General features: G+C 44.8%; 25 protein-coding genes. 7 read left to right on the top strand and 18 right to left on the bottom strand.

Annotated elements, in window-relative coordinates:
- Positions 1–22 precede the first annotated feature (22 nt).
- Positions 23–493: an Lrp/AsnC family transcriptional regulator gene (locus tag AC19MX_RS11540; protein ID WP_432400516.1), complete on the top strand. Its 471-nt coding sequence runs from the start codon at positions 23–25 to the stop codon at positions 491–493.
- Positions 494–588: 95 nt separating this feature from the next.
- Here AC19MX_RS11540 and AC19MX_RS11545 read toward each other — a convergent pair whose 3' ends face one another.
- Both AC19MX_RS11545 and AC19MX_RS11550 read right to left on the bottom strand, forming a co-directional pair.
- Positions 589–1,236, bottom strand: coding sequence for a DUF2959 domain-containing protein (locus AC19MX_RS11545; RefSeq protein WP_432400514.1), 648 nt, complete (start codon positions 1,234–1,236; stop codon positions 589–591).
- Positions 1,237–1,300: 64 nt separating this feature from the next.
- Entirely contained in the window at positions 1,301–1,525 is a 225-nt protein-coding gene (locus AC19MX_RS11550) for a hypothetical protein (protein ID WP_011635820.1), read from the bottom strand.
- A 105-nt stretch (positions 1,526–1,630) separates the two neighbouring features.
- On the opposite strand from AC19MX_RS11550, the gene AC19MX_RS11555 reads away from it, so the two are divergent.
- From AC19MX_RS11555 to AC19MX_RS11580, 6 genes are all read left to right on the top strand, one after another.
- Entirely contained in the window at positions 1,631–2,635 is a 1,005-nt protein-coding gene (locus AC19MX_RS11555) for a virulence factor BrkB family protein (RefSeq protein WP_498298187.1), read from the top strand.
- A 114-nt stretch (positions 2,636–2,749) separates the two neighbouring features.
- Entirely contained in the window at positions 2,750–3,187 is a 438-nt protein-coding gene (gene dtd, locus AC19MX_RS11560; protein ID WP_432400510.1) for a D-aminoacyl-tRNA deacylase, read from the top strand.
- A 34-nt stretch (positions 3,188–3,221) separates the two neighbouring features.
- Complete coding sequence (locus AC19MX_RS11565) at positions 3,222–3,704, top strand: thioesterase domain-containing protein (RefSeq protein ID WP_498298189.1); 483 nt, start codon at positions 3,222–3,224, stop codon at positions 3,702–3,704.
- Between the two features lie 135 nt (positions 3,705–3,839).
- Entirely contained in the window at positions 3,840–4,433 is a 594-nt protein-coding gene (locus tag AC19MX_RS11570) for an FMN-dependent NADH-azoreductase (RefSeq protein WP_498298191.1), read from the top strand.
- Between the two features lie 278 nt (positions 4,434–4,711).
- Positions 4,712–5,323: an SCO family protein gene (locus AC19MX_RS11575; protein WP_498298193.1), complete on the top strand. Its 612-nt coding sequence runs from the start codon at positions 4,712–4,714 to the stop codon at positions 5,321–5,323.
- 8 nt (positions 5,324–5,331) lie between these two features.
- A complete protein-coding gene (locus AC19MX_RS11580) occupies positions 5,332–6,834 on the top strand; it encodes a methyl-accepting chemotaxis protein (RefSeq protein WP_498298195.1) in 1,503 nt (500 codons plus the stop codon).
- A gap of 105 nt (positions 6,835–6,939) precedes the next feature.
- Here the strand turns inward: AC19MX_RS11580 and AC19MX_RS11585 are convergent, their stop codons facing one another.
- Genes AC19MX_RS11585 through AC19MX_RS11660 form a run of 16 tightly spaced genes read right to left on the bottom strand, consistent with a single transcriptional unit; the run spans position 6,940 to position 22,879 of the window.
- A complete protein-coding gene (locus AC19MX_RS11585; RefSeq protein WP_498298197.1) occupies positions 6,940–7,710 on the bottom strand; it encodes a hypothetical protein in 771 nt (256 codons plus the stop codon).
- 24 nt (positions 7,711–7,734) lie between these two features.
- Positions 7,735–8,961: a beta-ketoacyl-ACP synthase gene (locus AC19MX_RS11590; protein ID WP_498298198.1), complete on the bottom strand. Its 1,227-nt coding sequence runs from the start codon at positions 8,959–8,961 to the stop codon at positions 7,735–7,737.
- Positions 8,958–9,683, bottom strand: coding sequence for a 3-ketoacyl-ACP reductase FabG2 (locus AC19MX_RS11595; RefSeq protein WP_498298200.1), 726 nt, complete (start codon positions 9,681–9,683; stop codon positions 8,958–8,960). Before AC19MX_RS11595 ends, AC19MX_RS11590 begins: the two co-directional genes overlap by 4 nt.
- 29 nt (positions 9,684–9,712) lie before the next feature.
- A complete protein-coding gene (locus tag AC19MX_RS11600; RefSeq protein WP_432400493.1) occupies positions 9,713–10,213 on the bottom strand; it encodes a hotdog family protein in 501 nt (166 codons plus the stop codon).
- A gap of 4 nt (positions 10,214–10,217) precedes the next feature.
- Positions 10,218–11,450: a beta-ketoacyl-[acyl-carrier-protein] synthase family protein gene (locus AC19MX_RS11605; RefSeq protein WP_498298202.1), complete on the bottom strand. Its 1,233-nt coding sequence runs from the start codon at positions 11,448–11,450 to the stop codon at positions 10,218–10,220.
- Positions 11,451–11,476: 26 nt separating this feature from the next.
- Positions 11,477–12,073 carry a DUF3261 domain-containing protein gene (locus AC19MX_RS11610; protein WP_432400489.1) on the bottom strand — a complete coding sequence of 199 codons (597 nt, stop codon included), beginning with the start codon at positions 12,071–12,073 and terminating at the stop codon, positions 11,477–11,479.
- Positions 12,066–13,328: an NAD(P)/FAD-dependent oxidoreductase gene (locus AC19MX_RS11615; RefSeq protein ID WP_498298204.1), complete on the bottom strand. Its 1,263-nt coding sequence runs from the start codon at positions 13,326–13,328 to the stop codon at positions 12,066–12,068. The genes AC19MX_RS11610 and AC19MX_RS11615 overlap by 8 nt, the downstream gene beginning before the upstream one ends.
- Complete coding sequence (locus AC19MX_RS11620) at positions 13,329–15,728, bottom strand: MMPL family transporter (RefSeq protein WP_498298206.1); 2,400 nt, start codon at positions 15,726–15,728, stop codon at positions 13,329–13,331.
- On the bottom strand, positions 15,728–16,537 hold the full coding sequence (locus AC19MX_RS11625) for an outer membrane lipoprotein carrier protein LolA (protein WP_498298208.1): 810 nt from the start codon (positions 16,535–16,537) through the stop codon (positions 15,728–15,730). The genes AC19MX_RS11620 and AC19MX_RS11625 overlap by 1 nt, the downstream gene beginning before the upstream one ends.
- 20 nt (positions 16,538–16,557) lie before the next feature.
- Entirely contained in the window at positions 16,558–16,989 is a 432-nt protein-coding gene (locus AC19MX_RS11630; RefSeq protein WP_498298210.1) for an acyl-CoA thioesterase, read from the bottom strand.
- Positions 16,990–18,549 (bottom strand): HAL/PAL/TAL family ammonia-lyase, encoded by a 1,560-nt coding sequence (locus tag AC19MX_RS11635; protein WP_498298211.1) that lies wholly within the window; start codon positions 18,547–18,549, stop codon positions 16,990–16,992.
- 4 nt (positions 18,550–18,553) lie between these two features.
- On the bottom strand, positions 18,554–20,344 hold the full coding sequence (locus AC19MX_RS11640) for a glycosyltransferase family 2 protein (RefSeq protein WP_498298213.1): 1,791 nt from the start codon (positions 20,342–20,344) through the stop codon (positions 18,554–18,556).
- A complete protein-coding gene (locus AC19MX_RS11645; RefSeq protein ID WP_498298215.1) occupies positions 20,341–20,727 on the bottom strand; it encodes an ApeI family dehydratase in 387 nt (128 codons plus the stop codon). Before AC19MX_RS11645 ends, AC19MX_RS11640 begins: the two co-directional genes overlap by 4 nt.
- Complete coding sequence (locus tag AC19MX_RS11650) at positions 20,720–22,087, bottom strand: AMP-binding protein (protein WP_432400473.1); 1,368 nt, start codon at positions 22,085–22,087, stop codon at positions 20,720–20,722. Before AC19MX_RS11650 ends, AC19MX_RS11645 begins: the two co-directional genes overlap by 8 nt.
- Positions 22,080–22,631: a COG4648 family protein gene (locus AC19MX_RS11655; protein WP_498298217.1), complete on the bottom strand. Its 552-nt coding sequence runs from the start codon at positions 22,629–22,631 to the stop codon at positions 22,080–22,082. Before AC19MX_RS11655 ends, AC19MX_RS11650 begins: the two co-directional genes overlap by 8 nt.
- Positions 22,631–22,879, bottom strand: a complete 249-nt coding sequence (locus AC19MX_RS11660) for an acyl carrier protein (RefSeq protein ID WP_188957476.1) — start codon at positions 22,877–22,879, stop codon at positions 22,631–22,633. Before AC19MX_RS11660 ends, AC19MX_RS11655 begins: the two co-directional genes overlap by 1 nt.
- Positions 22,880–22,882: the final 3 nt, after the last annotated feature.

Consider the following 22,882-nt stretch of genomic DNA (forward strand, 5'->3'; position numbering starts at 1 on the left):
GACTAAAAAAGCGATCTGTTTAATGGATAAGAAAGACCTAAAGCTATTAGAAATATTACAGCGTCATGGCCGAATGGCGGTTTCTGAATTAGCCGACAAAGTAAATATGTCAGATACGCCTTGTTTGCGTCGAGTCAAAAAGCTTGAACTTGATAAAGTCATTGTAGGCTATGGTGCCCAGGTAGATCCTGCAAAAGTGGGCTTAAGTGTCGTGGTGTACGCATCAGTGCGCTTGAGTGAGCATTCAGATGAATCAACAGCATTATTTGAGAGTACGGTAGCGCAATTACCTGCGGTAATGGAGTGCTCTGTCGTTACAGGATCGCACGATTATTTATTAAAGATAGTCGCCAAAGACTTAGTGACCTACGAGCAGTTCATTAAAAAGTCTTTGGGTAACTTAAAGTACGTGTCTAATATTGAAACCACAGTAGTGTTAAAACAAATATTTAGTCATAACGTACTGCCAGTCGACGCATCGCCGATAGAGTAGTCAGTTATTGATTATATTGGCTATGCTCGACGTGCTTACATAGCCAATACTCAAATTACCTAATACCTAATACCTAATGATGCTAGAGAGAGCGACTAACCTTGCTCCATTGACGCAATAAACTTGTTCGACTCTTCTATCGACTTGTTCATTTCATTAATTAAGCTTGAAATGTCAGTTTGTAAGCTAGCAAATTCACCTTTAATCGCACCAATTGCTTGAGCATTTAAGTTATGCTTTAGATAGAGCATATTGTCTTTCATGGCGGTTAAAATCGGTGGCATTTTAGCTTCTGCACGGCGCATGCCTCTCACTAATGAAGTATAAGCGCGCTTGGTTTCGTTCAGTTTGTTGGTGCTATTGCGGCGTAAGCTGGCTTTGCTTATCTCGGTGATTTCATCTTGCCATTCTTCAAATAATGCATCGGCGACATCTTCCACTTTACCAATACGATTTGTGACTTCATCCGCCGCAGTTTGTGCCGACTCATATTCATCTTTGGCTTTGTTGTAGGCGTCTTCTAAATCGCCGCCATCAAAAGCCAGTAAAGCTTGCATTTCTTCGAGTGCTGAACTGAATTGCTCTTGTGCTTCTTCTTGTGACTCTTTGGCATTTTGAACACGATCAACCATAATGTCGCGCTTGTGATAGCCGACTTTTTCCATGGCACCGTAATAGGCGCTTTGACAACCGCTCAACAGTAAACTGCTACTTAATAGTGCCAGTGATATCCATTTTTTCATCAATGTGTCTCTTTTTATTGTTTGAGTTGAACGTAACCTTAAAAAGGTTAACGATCAGATTTGATTAACTGCCTGATTTAAATTTTGCAGCGTCGATAATGCTCCATAAATGGAACAGGCCACCAATAATGGCGGGAATGACTAATACGAAAAAGAAGTAGCATACCGCCGTAATACAGAAAAATAACAATGCCGCTAAAATGCGTCCTTGTAAAAGTTGCCCTAGGCCTGGGAAAAATAAACTTGCTACTGCTGCGAGGACATTACCCGCCGAACCTTGCTGAGACATCAATTTGCTCCATTCTTTTAGCACTAATATGTTATAACATTGTACGAAGTTAGTGGCTTAATACAAATGTTATCTCTACTAACGGACTATGAAATAAGGATTATTATGCCCAAGAAGTTTGATTTTAGACCATTCGTCGAGTTTTTCACTGGTATTGGCCAGTTCTTACTGCACCTAAAACAACGCCTCGCCGACGACCAAATTAATATCCGTGCGGGCCATTTGGCCTATGTCACCTTGTTGTCGTTAGTGCCGATGGTGGCCGTGACTATGTCGATGTTATCGGCTTTTCCGGTATTCCAGGGTATTAGAGGTAAGATTGAAGGGTTTATTTATAACAACTTTATTCCTGCCGCCGGCGACACGGTGCAAGTGTATATCAACGAGTTTGTCGCAAACGCTTCTAAGGGGACCTTTGTTGGTATTATCGCATTAGTGTTTGTCGCCATTATGTTGATATCGGCCATCGACAAAGCGTTGAATAACATTTGGCGAATTAGCGAAAAACGCTCATATGTGGTGTCATTTTCAATGTATTGGATGGTGCTCACTTTGGGCCCTGTACTTATTGGTGCAAGCTTAGTGGCGACGTCTTATGTGGTGTCACTAGAAGTGGTGACTGGCACAGAGCTTTCAGGCATTGTGCCGTGGATTGTAGAGCGGATCCCATTGTTGTTTTCTGTGGCCTCTATTTTATTATTATATATGGTGGTGCCTAACCAAAAGGTGCGTTTTTTACATGCGCTACTCGGAGCTATTGTGGCGGCGGTACTCTTTGAAGCCGGTAAAAAAGGTTTTGCATTTTATGTGACGCAATTCCCTAGTTACGAAGCGATTTACGGTGCTTTAGCAGTTATCCCTATTTTATTTGTATGGGTATATCTATCGTGGATGATCGTGTTACTGGGTGCTGAAATTACCGCCGCATTACCTGAATATTTAGACAGCTTAGCGTTGATTGCAGAAGAGATGAAAGCAGAAATCTTTACCGAAGGTGAAGCCTCGATCGAAGATGATAATGCCCAAAAGATGAATGTGCATGATCCCGTGATGACATTAAATCAGTCACAGGCCAAAGCAGTCGCTGATTCAACGGTGGATAAGTCTTAATTCTTTTTGATGATAGATAATTAGCCGGGCTATTTTGCGTGATATTTGTATCGCGCGACATGGGATATTCCATGGCATTATGTTTTACCTCTTATTTAAGGTTATTAGGATTTTATGATTGCATTAATTCAACGCGTCAAGCGTGCGTCTGTTACGGTTGATGACGAAGTGATCGGTAAAATTGATCAAGGGTTACTGGTATTACTGGGTGTTGAGCGCGAAGATGATGCTGAAAAAATGGCAAAGCTGGCAACTAAGGTCATGAAGTATCGCGTGTTTAGCGATGATGACGGCAAAATGAACCTTAATGTGTCGCAAGTGGGCGGTCAGCTACTCGTGGTATCGCAATTTACTTTGGCAGCAGACACTGGGCGAGGCTTAAGGCCAAGTTTTTCGTGTGCAGCCACCCCAGAGCAAGCTAAGCAATTGTATCTTGATTTTGTGGATTTTTGCCGCCAACAAGGCATTGAAACTCAAACGGGTCAATTTGGTGCCGACATGCAAGTTGAATTACTCAACGACGGCCCAGTGACCTTTAATTTGCAGGTTTAACTTTTAAATAAGGCATAGACGATAAGGAGTGGTAATGTCACAAGACAATGTAATGCCAATCGGTAGTGGTTTTAGCGAACTGTTATCTCAATTACAAAATACATGGCATAGCACCATTCCTTTAAGCCAGTTTATGCAGGTTAAGCCGCTCAGCTTTAGTGGCACTGAATTACAGGTCACCGCGCCATTAACCCCAAATATTAATCTGCATAACACTATGTTTGCTGGCAGCATTTATACGCTAATGACCCTAACAGGCTGGGGCATGGTGTGGTTGCAACAACAACGTTTAACGCTACAAGGGGACATTGTATTAGCTGATGCCAACGTAAAGTACATCAAACCTATTACGGCCGACCCCATTGCGAAAGTGATTTGGCCGAATACTGATATGTCTGGTTTAGCTGATGGCAAGCGGATTAAGGTCACATTAGAGGTCGGACTATATTGTAACGAACAGCTGTGTGCTGCTTTTACGGGTCATTATGTGTCTTTACCTAAAGTGATGCCTGAGTAAACCTTTCTAATTAATCGAACCTTATTGCTACATTTATCCGCTTTTTTTCTTTTTTATCGTTCAATATACTGATGTCATTGGTCGATTATGTAGAGACCTCACTGAATAAACTTAACCTAGTAGGCGGAATAAACGATGACAAAAGTACTCATGTTAAAATCGAGCATTTTAGGCGAATACTCTCAATCTTCAGCACTTGTTGACTATGCAACTCAGCAGTGGAGTGCACAAGGTGCTGAGATAACAACTCGTGACCTAGGTAGCAACCCAGTGCCGATGTTAGATGGCGAGATTGCTGCAGGTTTACGTGGCGGCGACAATTTATCTGAGCGCCAACAAGCCGCTTTGATATTGTCGGACGAATTAGTCGCTGAGATCAAAGCCCATGACACGATTGTGATAGCCGCACCAATGTATAACTTTAGTATTCCGACAACCTTAAAAAGTTGGATCGATTTTATCGCGCGCGCGGGTGTGACATTTGCCTATACCGATAAAGGCCCTGTAGGATTAATTGAGGGTAAGCGTGCGATTATTGTCACTACGCGTGGCGGCGCACATAAAGGCGGAAGTACAGATCACGTGGTGCCTTATTTAACTACCGTACTTGGCTTTATTGGTATTACTAATGTTGAAACCGTATACGCCGAAGCATTGAATATGGGCCCTGATGCGGCCGAAGCGGGTATTAGCCAGGCTAAACAGGCTATCGACGCGATTACCTTGTAATTCAATCATCTTGACCTACGCATAACGCCCAAATCTAAACGATTTGGGCGTTTTTATTGGCTAACCTACCCACTTTTTTATATTACTCTCTCTTGTGTTGATCCAAGTTGTTATCTGCAACGTATTGAGCGTTCAGATATATTGCTGGAAATATATCAATCTCAACTCACTGCCTAATCAAAATATTTCTATCTTGCTGACCCATTGTATTTGTGTAAATCCAGCTATCATTATATTGTTGAGTTAGTGGGTCCTTTGACACAAAAAGGCGTTAACCTATGCAATTAAAAAAAGTGGTTATAGCGTCGGTTTTAATTTGTATTTGCTTAGGAATGATCCCTATACTTATGGTGTTAAGCCAATGGTATCAAGGCAGTGAATCCTACGGCATTAATATTAACGACCACCAGCAATTACGCTTTACTTGGCAAGATGCTGAACAGCAATCGCATCGATTTCCTGCGTCCGCGGGTAAATATACATACTTATTTTTAGGCTTTTTATCGTGCTCTGAAATTTGTCCGATACGGGTCCAACAAATGATTCAATTGGAGCAACACATACAGCAGGATGCTTTGTTTACTGGGGCTGAGGTGCAATTTATGTTTGTAACGATTGATCCTGACAACGATACCCCCGAAGTGCGTAAAAGTTTAATTGATGATCGATCTCCTCGCTTTGTGAGCGCGTCATTATCTGATGAGCAGTTACAGCGATTAGATAGGCGATTGTCTGAAAATATCAATCATGAACTCACCAGCATAAACCATGTTGGTAAACTGTTTTTAGTGTCCCCGGATGGGCAACTTGCAAGAATATACACGGCTAAGCAGCTTTCAACACCCAAAATGCTGCATGAGCTTAAGCACATTATTTCATCTGAAATGTAGGCCTGTTTATGAATGATAACCAAACAACAACGCTGTTAAAGAAGCATGATTCATATATTTACCAAATATTAATGCTACAAGGGCCACTGCTGTTTATGAGTGGCTTTTTTGGCGCGAAAATGCTGACATTTAGCACTATCGCTGCGATTGCGATTCTAGTCTTAGTGCAGTTAAGTTACAGCTTATTAAAAGGCACTGAGTTATTTGCCATTGTGGGGGCGGTGATTATGATGACCGTTTCTGGGTTGTTGATTCAAAGCCAGATGGGCATGCTTGAGATGCACTTCCATATTTTTGCTTCTATGGGTGTATTTTTGATTTATTTACGCTGGCAACCCTTGCTGGCAGCATTATTAACCGTTGCGGTGCATCATGTTGGCTTGACCTATATCCAACTGCAAGGTGTCAGTTTATTTGATACGCCAGTGATGATTTTTGCCGGTGAATGTAATTGGACCATTGTGTTGATCCATGCATTATTTGCTGCGGTAGAGACCTTTATTTTAATCCGTATCGGCTTGTTTATGCGCACTGATGCCGTGGCTAACCAGCGTATTGCTGGCGCGATTGAAACCATTTCAGCCAATAAAGATTTGTCCGTTCGGTTGCCATCAGCAGACACGCCAGCGGAAATGTCGTTTAATTTAATGCTCGAAGAGTTGTCGCAGTTATTTCATGATTATCGTGATATTGCTACGAAAATGGCCAATACCTCTGATAATTTAATGAATTTAAGTGATAAGACTCAGCGTTCAGTGGAGCAACAAACTCATCAAGCTCATGTCATAGCCGATGCTACGCAAGTGGTAATAGACCATTTTCAGCAAATGGCTCACGATAGCCAGTTATCTGCAGAGCAAGCTAAAGATGCTGCAAGTTCAAGCATTAGCGACCGCCAAAGTGCGCTTAGCATCATGAAAGACATGCAACTGCTGGAAACCAATACTACAGAGGTGACAGAGTCTTTAACCGAACTGACCAAAGATGTAGCGGCCATTACCTCGTTGCTGCAAGCTATTCGCAGCATTTCAGACCAAACTAATTTACTAGCGCTGAACGCGGCAATTGAGGCCGCTAGAGCCGGTGAGAGTGGTCGCGGGTTTGCAGTGGTTGCCGATGAAGTTCGTACCCTAGCGCAACGAACGAGCCAATCTACAGATGGTATTGAAAAAGTGTTGAGTCGTCTAAACGTGAGTATGTTAAAAACAGTTGAGTCGATGGATCAAGGCAGAAAGCGCACTTCAGAAAACGTGCAGCATACTAATAATATTGCTAAGGGACTCGATTTGCGTTCCGCGCAAATTGGCCAGGTTTCTACCTTAAGCAACAATGTTGCCAATGGTACTCAAGAGCAAGCCAATAAACTCAACCAAATTGGTGCAGAGATTTTAGATAATGCCAAAGCAGTGGTGGTGTTATCTGAGCAAGTGCAGAAGCTTGCGGTTGGTGCTGTTGAAATGAAACGTATTACCGAAGATTATCAAACTAAGGCCGCTGCCTATAAAGTGTAGCGTGTAGAGTAGATAGGCTTTGAAATAAAACAGATGTCAGCATGACTGCTCACATCTGTTTTTATTTTATCTTAGATAGAAGCATCTAAATATTGGCATAAGCGCTTAAAAATAGGTTTTTAAGTACTTTTGGGCGTAGCTGCGCAGTTTTTTATTGTCTGCGTTGTTAGCCATTGCTTCAAGGACCGGTTTAAACTTATCGTTACCAGAACTGGCTAAGGCTTTGGCTAACCAGGCATAGGTATCAATGGCTAGACGGCTGTCGTCCAGCAAGCGCGGCTGAGCTAATTGTTCACTAAGCTGAGTTAACATAACCTCGCTATATTCTCGTTCATACATGATCCGCTTAGCGGCAATGCGGATTAATATCAGGTCATCACTGGCTAAAGCGTTGCTGTATGCATTTAAACGTGGCGTTAAATCGACATGCGTTTGCGCGTGCAAAATGGGATTCCAAATGACGTATTGGCTAATATTAGTAATACCTTCATTGGCATATTTACGTAATTTTTTATGGTAATCACCTTCGGCGATTTGGCTTAACGTAGCACGATATTTTTCGTTGCCAGAATAGCCTAAACCTTTAGCAAGCCAAGATGAATAATCAATAGCCTGTTTGTCAGTCGCGCTGGTTAAACTCTGTTTAAGTGACGCTTCTATCGCATCATATACGGCGACATCTTGCGGCCCTGAAATAATTAAGGTTTCAATGGCCTGTATTTGTTGAGCGTGATTGTCACTTTGAAAAATCGCCTGGTATTGCTGTTCTTGTACTATCGGTTCTTGTGCACTGACTAGCGGGCTTAATAACCCACTCAACAACCCAACAGCAACCAGTAATCCGCTAATTGCCATATTTGCTACATTTTTTATCATGCTACGTCCTTTTAGAATAGTTTCTTAGTTCCAGCGTTTAAAAATCAGTGAAGTATTGATGCCACCAAAGGCAAAATTGTTGCTCATGATGTATTGAGTATCAAGCTGGCGAATATCGCCCTGGATATAATCCAATTTGCCGCATTCAGGGTCAATTTCATTGAGGTTTAATGTTGGTGCAAACCAGCCTTCATTCATCATTTGGATACTGGTCCATGCTTCGAGTGAGCCACAGGCGCCAAGCGTGTGGCCGGTATAACTTTTGAGTGATGATATTGGCGTGTTTGCACCAAAAACTGCATGCGTTGCTGCGGTTTCGGCAATGTCGCCACGGTCTGTCGCAGTACCGTGCGCGCTGATGTAACCAATGTCTTGCGGCGACAGCTTAGCGTCTTTTAACGCTAAACGTATGGCCACTTCCATGGTGTGTGCATTTGGCTGAGTCACGTGTTGACCATCAGAGTTGGTGCCAAAGCCAACAAGCTCTGCATAGATTGTTGCCCCGCGAGCTTGGGCATGTTCTAACTCTTCGAGTATTAATGTGCAGGCTCCTTCACCTATGACTAAACCATCACGCTGACTGTCAAATGGGCGTGGGGTTTGTTCGGGAGTATCATTTTGAGTGCTGGTAGCAAATAAAGTATCAAATACCACCGCTTCTGTTGGGCATAGCTCTTCACCGCCGCCGGCTAACATAATGGTTTGCATACCATATTTAATCGCTTCGTAGGCATAACCTATGCCCTGGCTGGCAGAGGTGCAGGCACTGCTTGTGGTATGAATACGACCTTGTAAGCCAAAAAATACCCCAATATTTACCGCCGTAGTGTGGGCCATCATTTTGATATAGCTGGTAGCTGTCAATCCCGACATTTCGCCGGTTTTAAGCATGTCACCAAAGCCCATAATCGGGTCAGTACTGCCGGTAGATGAGCCATAAGCGACTCCAACCTGGCCAGAGCTCAATACCGGGTCATTTAACAACCCTGCGTCTTCTAACGCCAGCTCGCTTGCGCGGGTTGCCATGAGTGACACCCGGCCCATGGAGCGAATTTTTTTACGTGAGTAATGTGATGGCACTACAAAATCACGCACGGGCGCCGCGAGGCGAGTGTTTAAGTCAGGATAGCGATCCCATTCGTCCATGCGAATAACACAATTATGCTTGGCTAATAAACTGGCTTTAATCTGTTGCCAGTCCTGACCGAGAGCCGAAATACCGCCCATACCAGTGACGACTACGCGCTTCATATCATGCCTCCATTGACCGAGATAACTTGGCGGGTGATGTATGCGGCATCATCAGACAATAAAAAGTTTGCCAGACCGGCAATTTCATTGGGTTTGCCCATGCGTTTCATCGGCACCATTTGGTTGACTAAATCGGTGGGGAAATCACTCACCATGTCGGTTTCGATTAACCCTGGAGCAATGCAATTCACGGTGATTTTGCGTTTGGCTAACTCAAGTGACAATGCTTTTGTTGCACCAATAATGCCTGCTTTAGAGGCGCTGTAATTGACTTGGCCGCGATTACCGGCAATACCCGAAACCGATGCGAGGGTAATAATGCGTCCACCTTTACGGGCTTGTACCATTGGCATGATGGTTGGGTGTATCACATTGTAAAAACCGTCTAAATTGGTGTGGATAACACTGTCCCATTCGTTTTCTGTCATGGCGGGAAAGGCGGTATCGCGGTTTATGCCGGCATTTAAAATCACCCCGTAATAAGCACCATGCTCGGCAATATCGGCTTCAATGGCTTGTTTTACAGCAGGACGATCGCCGATATCAAATTGTAATAAACTCACATTAACGCCAAGGGCGCTGAGTGTTTGTTGTACCTCTGCCGCAGCGTTATGGTTGCTGTGAAAGTGCAGCGCAATATCAAAACCATTTTCGGCTAATTTAATGGCAATGGCCTTGCCGATCCCCCGGCTTGAGCCGGTAATTAATACTCTGTTAGTCACAAGTCTCTCCATGATGTGCTGTTTTATTATTATGAGTTGCTAGGTTCTGTTTGGTTTTCGTTAATATAGGCTTGAGTGTTTAGTGGTTGAAACACATTGACGTTTGCCGAGGCGACCACATGGTTTTGATGAAATATTTGGCAATCAAATACCGCTAAACCAGAAGGCTCTTGATAAAGGCGGCTCACCTTGGTGTGATAGGTTTGCCCAAGGATAAAATGGCCTATGTGCATCTGTAATTTACGGCTTCCAAGTAAAAAACCGACGCGTACTTTGTCACCCTTTAACTTGGCTTCAACGCCTGCTAATGCTGCAATGCTCTGCGCCATGTATTCAATGCCGACGTAATTGGGCACACCATTGATTGTGTTGTCAAAGTAAGCGCTTGCTTCGCTAATATGGATAGCCGTAAGCAGAGTGTCGGGTTGATGTTCGAGTAGCTTATCAATCAAAATCATTGGCGCTCGATGCGGCACAAACTCGCTGATATCGTGGCCTAATAGCGTGGCGTCAGCAATAAGGGTCGACATGGTTTTAGGCATCCTTTTTACAAAAAATAACGCTGGCGTTGCTGCCACCAAATGCAAATGAGTTACTCATAATGTAGTTGAGTGACTTTGCTGGTTGTGAATTAGCTAGCGGTGAATTGGCGTGCTGTGAAGCGTTGGCGCTCACTAAGGGTATGCTTGGGTCGTTATTGTCAGCGTGACCGTCCCATATATGAGGGGGCAACTGTTGAAGATAATTATGCTGGCTGAGCAGTAAATAACAAAATGCCGCTTCAATGGCGCCGGCAGCGCCCAAGGTGTGGCCTGTTAAGGGTTTGGTTGAGCTACACGGCGGTATGGCAGGACTAAATACTTTGGTGATTGCACGTGACTCCATGGCATCATTTTTGGGCGTAGCGGTGCCGTGTAAATTAACATAATCGATTTGTTCTGGTTGGATATTGGCCGCGGCTAATGCGCTATGCATGGCGTCAATAGCGCCTAAGCCTTCAGGATGCGGCGCTGAAATATGGTGGGCATCGGCAGATTCGCCTATGCCCGCGAGCATGACGTCGCTTTGGTCACGCGTTAAGGTAAATAGCGCAGCGCCCTCACCAATATTAATGCCGTCGCGGTTTAGGCTAAACGGATTACAATGTGCTTTAGCAATAGACTCTAGCGAGTTAAATCCATTTACGGTTAATTGGCATAAACTGTCGACGCCGCCCACGATAACCATGTCACACAAGTTTGCGTGCAGTAATCGTTGTGCGCTGGCAAAGACTTTGGCACTTGATGAACATGCGGTCGATACTGTGTAACAAGGGCCGCTGAGCTCAAATAACTGCTTGAGGTAGTCGCTAGTGCTGCCCAGTTCTTGTTGTGAGTAATGGTAACTCGGTGGAAAGTGACCATGTTCGAGTTGATAGGCTAATGCCGCTTCACCTTTGGAAATTCCCGATGTACTCGTGCCTAATACTACGCCAATTCTATCAGCCCCATACCTGGATTTTGCCTCGTTTACTGCATGGGTTATTTGCATTGCTGCAGTGTGAAGTAAACGATTATTTCGGCAAGCAAACAACTGTAAATGTTCGGGAATATCAATAAGGCTGTCATCATTTACGCTACCGACAATCGTTGGGCCGCTAAACAATAAATCATCACGGTATTGCATGGCACTGGTGTCGCCATTGACCAAGCGCTGCAACACTGTTTCAGGCGAGTTGCCTAATGGCGTACAAAGTCCGATATGGGTTATTGCGATTCGGTTATTCATATTGTGTGCTCAGTCTTTGTCATTGGTTACTCGAGTGGCGTGATGTGCAACAAAATGTCGGCTGATTTGATGGTGACGCTAATATTTGCTTGCCACGGGTTGAGATCACTATAGCTAATGCTGATTTGCTCGCCATCGGCATCGATTAACTGTTTGCATAATGCACTTGCGCAAGGTGTATCCAGCAACTGAGCATCTGTGAGTTGTTGATTAACTTGCTCCGTAGACCAGTAGACAAGCTGCATGATGGCCATTAAGTATTCGGCATTAAAGGCATCGCCTAACAAGCTGCTTTGCTCACTTTGTAAGGTTTGGCCATCGTACACCAGGGTAAACAATGCCTGGCCTAATGGCGCGAGCCCCACTAAGGTCATACGCTGTGAGGTGAGCTCTAATTGAGTCAGTAATTCATGATTATCCTGGCCGCGGTTCATGCTGATCATTTGGCTTAGACTGATCTCGCTTTGGTCATTAAGGGTCGTCACGGTAGGCGCTAGGCAATATTGAGCCTGACTGGTTATCGCCATACAGGTTTGTCGGGTAAATTGTTGGCTACAGCTTGCCAATGCGCACAGCAAAAACACTGCGCCAATCACCTTGATAGCACGACTACGCTTAAGCAACGTCTAACTCCCGACATAACTCAACGATGGTATTAAGGCGACGCTCTGATTCTTTAACAAAAGGATTTTTAGTGTCCCATGCGTAGCCTGCCAAAATAGAGCAAATCATTTGTTTAATATTGTTGTTCGCCTGTTGATAAAAAATCACATCTTGAAAACGGCCGTCATACCAGGCTTGGACATAAGTTCTAAAGGTATTAACCCCAAGCATTAATGGTTCAGCGTAATCCGTTTGCCAATCGACAGTTTCGCCTTTGAGCTGCTTATCAAGAGTTGCGCACGCCATGGCGGCCGACTGCATTGCAATAGTGACCCCAGATGAAAATACTGGGTCAAGAAACTCACCCGCATTACCCAATAAAGCAAACTTGTGAGTGGCAAGTGTGGTCACATTGGCCGAGTAACCCTGGAGCGTTGCACAGGGTTGCACTACTTTAGCATTAACAAGTAAGCGCTTTAAATCGGGTTCTTCAGCAATAATCGCCAGCAACTGTTGCTCCAGGCTGCCACTTAAATGCGCTAATAAATGTGGCTCGCCGACAACACCAATAGAACAGCGGTTGTTGCTAAAGGGAATGAGCCAATACCAAATGTCTTTATGTTCGGGATGAACACTGATGAGGATTTTATTGCGATCAAATTCGCTGTCGCTAATGTTATCTTCAATATGGGTAAAGATAGCGCTGCGTGACGGTAAATTTGATGGTCGTTCAAGGTTTAATAACCGGGGCAATACTCGGCCAAAGCCGCTGGCATCGACAATAAACTTGGCATTGATTTGATAGTGTTGATCTTGCTCATTAGTAATTTGCAGTGTGGGCTCAGCGCTTATATCGACCGAATCAACCTGATGACCAAAACGAATATCAACCCCCTGACTGATAGCTGTGTCAGCCAATAATTTATCAAACTGGCCGCGCTGAACTTGAAACGTGGTGCCTGGGCCTGGAGTGAACTTATCGGTAAAGTCGAATGTGGTGTAACGGCCTTGATGACGAAATGCGGCGCCATTTTTAAACTGAAATCCAGCCTGATTAACCGCATCTAGCATACCGGCTTGTTCAATAAATTGCATACAGCAAGGCAGTAAACTCTCACCGATAGAAAAGCGCGGGAACTGTTGTTTCTCAACCACCACAACCTTATGACCTTGTTGGCGTAATAAGCTGGCAGCTATCGCGCCAGAGGGGCCGGCACCAATAATAGCGACGTCGACGTCCATGTTGTTAATTGTGCTTGTTTGATTGCTTTGCATTTACAGTGACTTCCTTGTAAAAAATGAGATAAACGGCGCTAATAGAAAAGCAAAACTGATGCCAAATAAAAGCGTTAGGCCGAAAAAGTGAATCGCATGGGTTTGGCTTAGTGCCAGTAAACCAAAGGCTATTAAGGTTGAGCAGGCCGACATAAATATTGCCATCATCACCCCATCACGAGTGTGTTTAGCTTCGGCAAAAAATAAGCTGTAATCAATACCAATACCCAGCACTAAAATGAAGGCGAGGGCATGAAACAAACTAATGCTTGAGCCAACTAACCCCAAGCAAGCCAGGGTAAGTAACACGGCAAGTGCCGGTACCGCGACAATGGCGAGCGCCAGTTTAATGCCATATTTAGCACTAAAGGCAATGCTGGCGAGCGCAAAAATCCACATTAACAACTGCAAAGTCAGTTGGCGATATTGACCCATCAACTTAGATATATCACCTACTTTATCAATCACTTTTACTTGCCCTAAAGGCCAATCTTGATTCGCGAGCCGCTGAGTTAACGCAGGCAGTGAATGGATACCGCCAAGTAATACAATTGCACCATACTGTTTAGTGCTGTCAGCGCTTGTAACATCACCCAACCACAATGCTTTTAAGTCATCATTGGCGTGCTTAAGCACAGTTTGAGGTGTAAGCCATGCTGAGTTAGCCTGATTAAGCTCGGCCATTAAACTGGCCTTTATGCTGTCATCTAGGCCCATTTGCTCAATGATTTCAGCTAAGTGTTGTTGGTAAAGCTGTTGCTGTAGCTGGTAGTGATGCTGCTGACGTACCATGCTCGGCATAAAGCGGCTGAGGCTAATCGCTTGATCTATTTCATTGTTTGAGATGGCCGTCTCTAATACTGGGGTTAGTTGCTCAAGTGTTTGCAGTAAGTCTTGTTCATTAGCGCTACTGACTAAAATAAATTGGTTATCTGTGCCGCCGCTGAGCAATTGTCTCAACTGGTTTTCTTCAGTGGTTATCGCCTCTGGGCTCTGCTGCAATTGACGAATGTCATCGTTGGCGGTGAGTTGCGATAACCCGAAAAACAGCATCATTAACACACCAACAGGCAACAGCATTAATACGACTTTTTGTACCGGTTTTGTTGGGATAAATACGCGGTGTAGCCAGCTTAAATAAGCGTGAGCAAACCCAAGCCCTCGAGTCTGTTTTAGTGACTGATTACCCAAAAGCGGAAATATTAAAAGCAAGGTGAGATACGCGCCAATTAAGCCCGCTGCGCAAAATACCGCGACTTGTTGCATCCCTGGGAAAGGCGTAAAACCAATGGCGATAAATGCACTTGCGCTGGTGGCTAATGCGAGCGTCAGAGCGGGGAAAATACGTTTGATGGTGTCAGTGGCTGTGTCATTAGGGTGTGCTTGTTTTTCGCAATAAAAATGAAAGCTGTAATCAATGGCCACGCCAATTAAGCTGGTGCCAAACACCAATGTTAGTAAATGCAATTCACCAAACAGACTTAGAGTGGCGACAAAAGCAAACTCGACTCCAGTGGTTAAGGTGAGTACGGCGGCTACTAATGGCATCACTGAGCGAAATGCCAATAACACCAATAATACAATGCCCAGCATTGAGATTAAGCCGATTCTGCTGATCTCTTGTTTGGCTGATTCGGTTGCAGCGATAGCATGAAACAATGCCCCAGCCTTGAGTACGCGGATTTGCGGATACTGTTGAGTTATCTGACTAAATGCAGATTGTAGTGCAAGCATTTGTTGTTGCTGAGCCGTAGGGCTAAACGCGCTGTCACGACCTTTGGCCATAACAATTGCGGCGACTCCGTTATCCGTATCGGTGAGTAAAATACCCTGTTGGCTACGAAGTTTGCTATTCGGTGACAGCGCCAACAAGTTTGCTGGAAACAATAACAGCGGGTCGCTCGCTAACAGTTGGCTGTTAGCAAAACCAAAGGCGCTATACAGCTGGCTTTGCGCGGCGGCCAATAACTCATGCCAGTTATCTGTTTCTAGCGCATGTGTTTGCTCGAGAGTGAGTAAACTAAAGCGATGCTCAAAATACACTTTGGCTAACTCTTCTAACTGATTATCTGCGCCGCTTCGAATGGCGATAAACGGTTGTGATGACGGGCTTTGTAATGAGGTCATTACCTGCTGAGCCGCACTAATTGCCTGATTTTCGTTCTCTGCTATCAGTGCAATATATACTTGATTCGCCAGCCTCTTTTCTACGGTATCTAATGCTGTTTCGGTGAGTTTGTCTTGTTGTAAATGTGGCAGCATGGCCAAAATATCAGTTTGGATCCGCGCGCCTTGCTGCCATTGCCAAGCGCCGCTAATTAACATGGCAAGCAGTAATAACAACCATACCGCAAAGCGGCTTTTGGCTGAGATAAATACATTAAATGGGTTGCGAGGCATTACTGAGCTAACTCACTGTTTAGGCTAAATAGTGCAAGTTCGCTGTCGCTAAGCGGGCCATGTTCAGTATTGGTAAATTGTATATAGGTGTAGTCGCTGATATCCGTTTGCTGGCTGGTCATGATGAGTGAGCGAATGTGAGTGTCACCACTGAGGGTAATGTTACCCATCGCAGCATGCACTTGTGGATCTTTTGCTTGTAAGCCGAGTTGCCACAGCGCGCCCGTTTTTTCTTCGACCATAAATAACCTAAAGTCAGCGTGTAGCACTTCAATGTCGCCTGCCATGATGGCCTGCAATAAACGTGGCAGTTGCTGCGCGATAGGATTGCCGCTGGCTGCTGCGCTGAGTTGTTGCACTTTTCCCTGACTATTTTGCTGAATTAACTGCTGATCTTTAAGCACCATTAAACTGTTAAAGGGTTTAAGTTGTTGCCAAACTAAGCCTTGTGTAGGGCTGAAAATAAATCGACCCTGGCTTTGTAATGGTTTTTTGAGCACCGCTAAATGGCGTTGTTGTATGAACTGTCCGCGGGTATCGGCTTGTAAATTCAGTTGCTGCGCTAACGCCTTAAGGGCTGAAGAGCTAGCCGGTTGTTGGTACAAACTGTTAATTTGCGCTAATTGAGCCTTTGTCAGTTGAGCCTCATCCTCTTGAGCCTTATCGTCAGTATGGGCTTGTGTAGATGAACTCTGTGACTGCGAACTTTCAACATTGTTATCAACATTGTTATCAGCAGCTATGGGTGCCGGGTTTGCGCTTACATTGGCAACTAGAGTGCTCCAGCAAAGTAGGAGACTTGTTAGCAATAGCGCCTTAATGACTGGCATCAGGCTTGGCTCTCATCTAATAACGGACGAATTTTTTGCTGAAACACCTCTGGCGTTACAAAGCATAACTCCTGAGTGGCAATCTCTACTGCAGCTTGAATGGTATAACCTTTGGTAATGCGCGCATTGGTTTGGGTATCGACAATTTGGTAGTTAATTCGCAAACGGTTTTCCCACTCAACAATGGCGGCAATCACTTTGACTTTTTGATCAAAGGTGCTGCTTTTAACATATTTAATTTGCACATCGACAATCGGCCAGGCATAGCCTGATTCAAGCATAGTGCGATAGTTATAACCGAGTTTATCGAGTAATTGACAGCGTACAACTTCAAAATAGCGCAGGTAATTACCGTGCCAAGTAATGCCCATGGAGTCGACATCGTGAAACGGGATCACCATTTCCATTTCGGTGAGTAGTAAACCTTTCATTTAACATACCTCCCATTGACCGAGTTGAATTTTTTCAACCGTTTGGCGCAGTACTGATTCTAAAGGACGGTCTTCAGTGAGCAGCTCGCAATCGTTGCTCACTTGCTCAAGGGTTTTAGCGAGCGATGGGGTTAATGACTGCGGATCTAACTCTTGCTGTATCATCCGCAGTTGGATCCCCTGGCTCATGGCTAATAAGGCCGCTGCTGCCACTTGTTCTGTTAGTTGCAGTACGCGCATGCAATCTCGCGCGGCAATGGTGCCCATGCTGACTTTGTCTTGATTATGGCACTCTGTAGAGCGCGAAAACACACTAGCAGGCATGGTGTTTTTTAATGCTTCAGCAGTCCAGGCCGACACGCCGATTTGTACCGCTTTAAAGCCGTGATTAATGGCGCGGCGCTCACCCGTTGCAGCCGATAAATTAGCCGGTAAACCATTATTAAATTTCGGGTCCATCACTAATGCCATTTGGCGATCAATTAAGTCGGCAATATTGGCCACGGCGTTTTTCATCGCATCCATAGCAAAGGCAATATGCCCGCCATAAAAGTGGCCGCCATGAAGTATGTGTTCGCCTTCAGCATCCACAATCGGGTTGTCGTTAGCACTGTTGAGTTCGGTTTCAATAAACTGGCGCATAAACGGCAGAGCATCTTGTAACACCCCGATAATATGCGGTGCACAGCGGATTGAGTAACGGTCTTGTAGACGGTCGGAATTACGTGGATGAGTGCGATGGTTTAAGTCTTCACGGATCCAACTGGCAATTTGGTTTTGCCCTGGGTGAGGTTTGGCGGCAAATAAAATCTCGTCAAAATGGTTAGCATTACCTTTAAGGGTTAACGACGCCATCGCAGTTATACGACTTGATAAACGGCTTAAATATTGCGATCTGTCATAGGCTAAACACGCAAGTGCTGTCATGACGGCAGTGCCGTTCATTAAGGCGAGGCCTTCTTTAGGGCGCAACCTCAATGGCATCATGCCAAGTTGTAAATACACATCTTTAGTGGCTTGGCGTTTACCTTGATACATGACCTCGCGCTCGCCCACTAATACTGCAGCAAGGTAAGACAATGGTGTTAAATCTCCACTGGCACCAACCGAGCCTTCCTGGGGAATGATGGGGGTAATGTCGTTGTTTAATAGCCACTCAATACGTTGCAATAATAGATAACTCACCCCAGATTTACCCACAGCCAATGAGTTGAGGCGGCACGCCATAATGGCACGTGATTGCATTGGGCTAAAACTATCGCCTAAGCCACAGCCATGAAAACGGGTTAAATGCAGTGGTAATTCGTGGACTAAATCTAAGCTTACATTGACGGTGCAAGAGTCACCATAGCCGGTGGTGACGCCATAAACTACGCCCTCTTCATGTAATAAACTGTCAATGAAACGAGCGCCTTTTTGAATATATTCAACGTAGTCAGCGGTGTCAGTGAGCTTAACTTGGGCGCCTTTGGCGACAGCAACAATTTGTTCAAGGCTGAGATAGTGTTGACCAAAATGCACAGTATTATCGGTAGCGTCTGCTGAAGATGTGTGGCTCATGAGATTATCTGTCCTGACTGGGTAATGGGGTTGCGCTTGAGTGTGAATGCTGGTTATTACGGATGACCAGCTCGTCTTTGCGCCAAAAATCGAAAAAGTTAAACCACTGCATCGGCGCGAGTTGCGCAAAATGGGCTAAACGCTGGCTATATTGGCTCATGGCAGCCGTTAAGCGTGCAGTTCTGCCTGAGCGAGGGCCTTTGAGCGAGTCACTTAAGTGCTCAACATGGACTTGATAACGGCCATGTTGGCGAATACAAAATAACGTATAAACCGGACAATCTAATAAACTGGCCAAAATAAATGGCCCTTGCGGGAAAGCAGCGTCCTGGCCTAAAAAAGGTAAATAAGTCACGCGACCCTGGCTACTTGATGAGGTGCGGTCGGCTGCAATTACCACTATTTCGCCCTGATCAATTTTTTGTTGTAACAACATCGCAGTGCTGGGGTCGAGCTCATTTACATGGATTAAATTCAGGCTACTTTGCGGATTAAGTTGCTGCATGACTTTATTAAAGTTCTCAGCATGTTGGGTCAGTACCATCACATTTACTTTGACTTTTTGCTGGTGGATGGAGATAGCGCGGCACAGTTCCATATTGCCTAAATGCGACACAATCAATACCGCACCGCGCCCCGTTGCCACTTGTTCAGCCAGAATGTGACGGTCGTTAAAGTCGACTTGCGCTAAGTTAATTCTGTCACACCAGGCATCTATTCGGTCGAGAGCGGCATTTCCAAAAGCAAAAAAATGTTTAAGGCTGTCGCGCCAATTTATTGGGCTGTTAAGCTGTGGATGATTGGGCTGTTGCTGTTGTACTCGGTGTAAAAAATCTAATGATGCATCACGAGCCGTTTTACCGGTAAGGAAAAAGTAACAAATCACCGGATACATAATAGCGCGGCACAACCAATGTCCACCAAGGCGATAGCATTGGGCTAAAAATTTAATACCCCAAAAGCTACCGCGCTCGGTCATGGCAGACCAATGCTTAGTTGTAGCTTGAGTTGACTGATTTTCTTGATTAGGCTGGTTTGAACCTTGTGTTGTTGAGTCCTTTTTTGCTAAATGTGGTTTAGCGATAATGCTTGGCAAGCGGGCTAACATGTCGAAAAACAGCTTGGTGTGCATCCAACTAATACGCACATTGTCTCTTACGCCTTGGAAGTGGCTAATGCCATCTTCTGGGTAAATGACTTTTGTTGGCACATGCACCACGGGCGTACCTTGCCAGTACAGTTTAACCATGACTTCAATGTCAAAGTCCATGCGCTCACCCAGCGCCTGTTGGCTAAACAGCTGCTCGGTAGCCGCAAGCGGATACACTCTAAAACCACACATAGAATCTTGAATATCAAAGCTGAGAGTTTCTACCCACACCCAAAAATGGGTAATGTAACGGCCATATAAGCGACCTTTGGGCACCGACTCATCATATTGCGGCTGGCCTGAAATCAACGCGCGAGGATGTTGGTCGCTGGCGGATATCATCAAGGGGATGTCGGCTAAATTATGTTGACCGTCGGCATCAACTTGCAATGCATGGCTAAAGCCATCGCGGTGCGCTTGGCGTAAGCCGCTCATTACCGCCGCGCCTTTACCTCGATTGTAAGGATGTTGAATTAAACTCACCCAGCTAAACTTATCCGCTAATGCTTGGAGCACGTAACGGGTTTGATCGTCACTGCCGTCGTCGACCAAATAACAAGGCAACTGGTATTGAGCCAAATCGGCTAAGGTTTTTTCTATCGCGATATGGTGGTTGTAATTGGGGATCACTAACGCCAGTGTCATGAGTCACTCTCAGTATTCATGTCGGTATTAATGGCGGTGTTAAAGGCAATTCGACCAGAAGCAAAACGTTTGTCGCCATCACGGTAACTGAAAATAAGTTTTGACTTGTGTGCTTGATGTTCAATGACTAAATCAACGTAGGTATTAGGCAAAATAAGTTGCTGAAATTTAAGCACTTCGAGTGTGGCGACATTAGCACTATAGCCAAAGGCGTTACAGCCTAGTTTTACAGCCCAATCTAATTGCGTTACACCTGGCAGCACTGCCTGCTCAGGGAAGTGGCCATCAAAAAAAGCCAAGTCGCCACTAATGAACAAGCGCCAATGGCATTGTTCACCTTCGACATGTTGATGAATAATTTGCGGTAATTCGGATTTAATCATGAATAAATAAAGCTGCTATATCGGCTGAAGTGCGTTTACCCTGGCTGTTAAGCGGCAAGGTTTTAGGGTAGCGCCAACGCTTAGGTAAAGTGATGCGCTCAAATTGGCTGAGTAAGTGATTCTTTAATGCGGTGTTAATCGCTAACTTACCTTCATCTTTGAGCGTTTGTCTGCCCAGTTCATTTAAGCATACGGCCGCGCCGAGCATGGTACGTGGTTGCTCTAATACGGTGACGGCCGCGTCGCTGACAAACGGATGGGTTTGTAATAGATGCTCTAACTGTGCGAGTGATAAGCGCTTTTCTTCTATTTTGACAATACGATCTAAACGGTGCAGTAAACGAAATTGGCCATTTTCAACCAACTCGATTTTGTCATCACACTTTACCCAAGTATCTGGGCTTTCTAAATAAACCGACTGCAACATTAACGCGCCATCTTGCGGATCTGCATCAACGTTAACTTGCTCAAACGGTTGCCATGTTTGCAATGCTTGATGCTGGCGACGATAGGCGATACCGCCGGTTTCGGTGCTGCCAAATACTTCAATGGGTAATTGTTTAAAGCATTGTTTTACCGCTTGCGCTGCCTCAAAATTTAACGGTCCACCTGAACTGAAAATTAAACTCGGAATACGCTGTTGTGGCTGATTATCTAAGGCATCTGGCAAGCGAGTTAACTGCGCTGGACTGCTAATGAGACACAGATTTGGCATGATGGCGAGGTAATAACTTAGGGTTTCAGGAAAGTCGATTTGTTCGCTTAAAAATGCGCGACTGGCAGCTAACGGCCATAAAATTTTAAACAATAAGCCATAAATGTGCTGGTGCGATACCGTTGATACCACAGAACAATGTGGCAAATGCTGGGCAAAGGTATGCTCCAAAATACTGACTTCGGCATCCAGTTGATTAAGGGTTTTTGTAATGGCTTTGGGCTGACCGCTACTGCCTGAGGTAAATAAAATTAACTCACCTAGGCTTTTGGCTTGTGGCCATTGTGCCGCAGGCAAGCTGAGCTCTTTTTTGAGGACGATAAACTCGCGCACTTCGCATAATGGTTTGTCAGCAATAATAGCGTCAAACTCGTGATTAAGTTCGCTTAACGTGCCACGCTGGGTATTGGAAGGCAATATGACCTGCTTACCTGCGAGCAAAGCCGCGCATAAGCCCGCAGCAAATAAATCACTCTTTTGCGCAGCCAGTAACCATCGCTTTGCATCGCTTTGACTGAGCTGTTTGTGCAAGTGAGTGACGTGGGCACAAAACAGCGCTCCCGTCATAATGTCATGATGGTCAAAGCTAATCAGCTGCTGAGCAGCAGGGCCATCGGTTAACCAGTTAAGCAAAAGTTTAGTCATGTTTTTTCAGCCAAAACCTGCGATAAATCCATTCACCACTGAGTAGCATGCCTATCAGCAAATAAGCTATCAGTCCGTTATAAAGCGTCCACATTTCAATGCTGCTAGCTATTGCTGTGTAGGCTGCCATGGCACCATTGACAACAAATAGCCCGCACCATAACTTGGTAATAGTGCGTAAATATTCAATTGCTGAGTCTGGTAAATCAGGCTCTGTTATACGTGCTAAGCGCTCAATCATACTGGGGCCATGCATGAGCGAATAACTAAATAACCCCAATAAACTCATATTGATGACTACTGGGTAATACAATAACCAGTCATTACGCTGAGCAATAAAACTTGCCCCAGTTAAGCCAATCCCCACGATTAATGGTAATACCATTGCACGCACTTGTTGCTTAGTGACGAGCATACGCGTTAACAGCAGTACACACAGCAATAGTGCGATATACCCAGGTGGCAAATACTGTAATCCAAAATACACAGCTAACGGGTAAGCAACAATCACTAGCGTGGTAATAACTTGCAGGATCAGCCGCATTAGCTTTGCATTAACCCTTCAATAGCGTTGACTACGTCATTAACGGTACGAACGGTTTTAAACGCTTCGGGTTGAATTTTCTTACCCGTGAGTTGTTGTAGTTTAATCACCAAATCTACGGCATCGATACTGTCTAAATCCAACTCTTCATACAATGATGCTTCTAAGCTGATGTCAGCTGGGTCTATTTCAAACTCGTCCACTAAAATGGTGCTGAGCATGGCAAAAATTTGATCTCGGTTTTGCATGCT

The organism is Shewanella sp. MF05956 (assembly GCF_059758055.1).

Coding starts and splice junctions, on each gene's coding strand:
- AC19MX_RS11540 (WP_432400516.1), top strand. CDS start 23: ATGGATAAGAAAGACCTAAAGCTATTAGAAATATTACAGCGTCATGGC.
- AC19MX_RS11545 (WP_432400514.1), bottom strand. CDS start 1,236: ATGAAAAAATGGATATCACTGGCACTATTAAGTAGCAGTTTACTGTTG.
- AC19MX_RS11550 (WP_011635820.1), bottom strand. CDS start 1,525: ATGTCTCAGCAAGGTTCGGCGGGTAATGTCCTCGCAGCAGTAGCAAGT.
- AC19MX_RS11555 (WP_498298187.1), top strand. CDS start 1,631: ATGCCCAAGAAGTTTGATTTTAGACCATTCGTCGAGTTTTTCACTGGT.
- dtd (WP_432400510.1), top strand. CDS start 2,750: ATGATTGCATTAATTCAACGCGTCAAGCGTGCGTCTGTTACGGTTGAT.
- AC19MX_RS11565 (WP_498298189.1), top strand. CDS start 3,222: ATGTCACAAGACAATGTAATGCCAATCGGTAGTGGTTTTAGCGAACTG.
- AC19MX_RS11570 (WP_498298191.1), top strand. CDS start 3,840: ATGACAAAAGTACTCATGTTAAAATCGAGCATTTTAGGCGAATACTCT.
- AC19MX_RS11575 (WP_498298193.1), top strand. CDS start 4,712: ATGCAATTAAAAAAAGTGGTTATAGCGTCGGTTTTAATTTGTATTTGC.
- AC19MX_RS11580 (WP_498298195.1), top strand. CDS start 5,332: ATGAATGATAACCAAACAACAACGCTGTTAAAGAAGCATGATTCATAT.
- AC19MX_RS11585 (WP_498298197.1), bottom strand. CDS start 7,710: ATGATAAAAAATGTAGCAAATATGGCAATTAGCGGATTACTGGTTGCT.
- AC19MX_RS11590 (WP_498298198.1), bottom strand. CDS start 8,961: ATGAAGCGCGTAGTCGTCACTGGTATGGGCGGTATTTCGGCTCTCGGT.
- AC19MX_RS11600 (WP_432400493.1), bottom strand. CDS start 10,213: ATGTCGACCCTTATTGCTGACGCCACGCTATTAGGCCACGATATCAGC.
- AC19MX_RS11605 (WP_498298202.1), bottom strand. CDS start 11,450: ATGAATAACCGAATCGCAATAACCCATATCGGACTTTGTACGCCATTA.
- AC19MX_RS11615 (WP_498298204.1), bottom strand. CDS start 13,328: ATGCAAAGCAATCAAACAAGCACAATTAACAACATGGACGTCGACGTC.
- AC19MX_RS11620 (WP_498298206.1), bottom strand. CDS start 15,728: ATGCCTCGCAACCCATTTAATGTATTTATCTCAGCCAAAAGCCGCTTT.
- AC19MX_RS11630 (WP_498298210.1), bottom strand. CDS start 16,989: ATGAAAGGTTTACTACTCACCGAAATGGAAATGGTGATCCCGTTTCAC.
- AC19MX_RS11635 (WP_498298211.1), bottom strand. CDS start 18,549: ATGAGCCACACATCTTCAGCAGACGCTACCGATAATACTGTGCATTTT.
- AC19MX_RS11640 (WP_498298213.1), bottom strand. CDS start 20,344: ATGACACTGGCGTTAGTGATCCCCAATTACAACCACCATATCGCGATA.
- AC19MX_RS11645 (WP_498298215.1), bottom strand. CDS start 20,727: ATGATTAAATCCGAATTACCGCAAATTATTCATCAACATGTCGAAGGT.
- AC19MX_RS11650 (WP_432400473.1), bottom strand. CDS start 22,087: ATGACTAAACTTTTGCTTAACTGGTTAACCGATGGCCCTGCTGCTCAG.
- AC19MX_RS11655 (WP_498298217.1), bottom strand. CDS start 22,631: ATGCGGCTGATCCTGCAAGTTATTACCACGCTAGTGATTGTTGCTTAC.
- AC19MX_RS11660 (WP_188957476.1), bottom strand. CDS start 22,879: ATGCAAAACCGAGATCAAATTTTTGCCATGCTCAGCACCATTTTAGTG.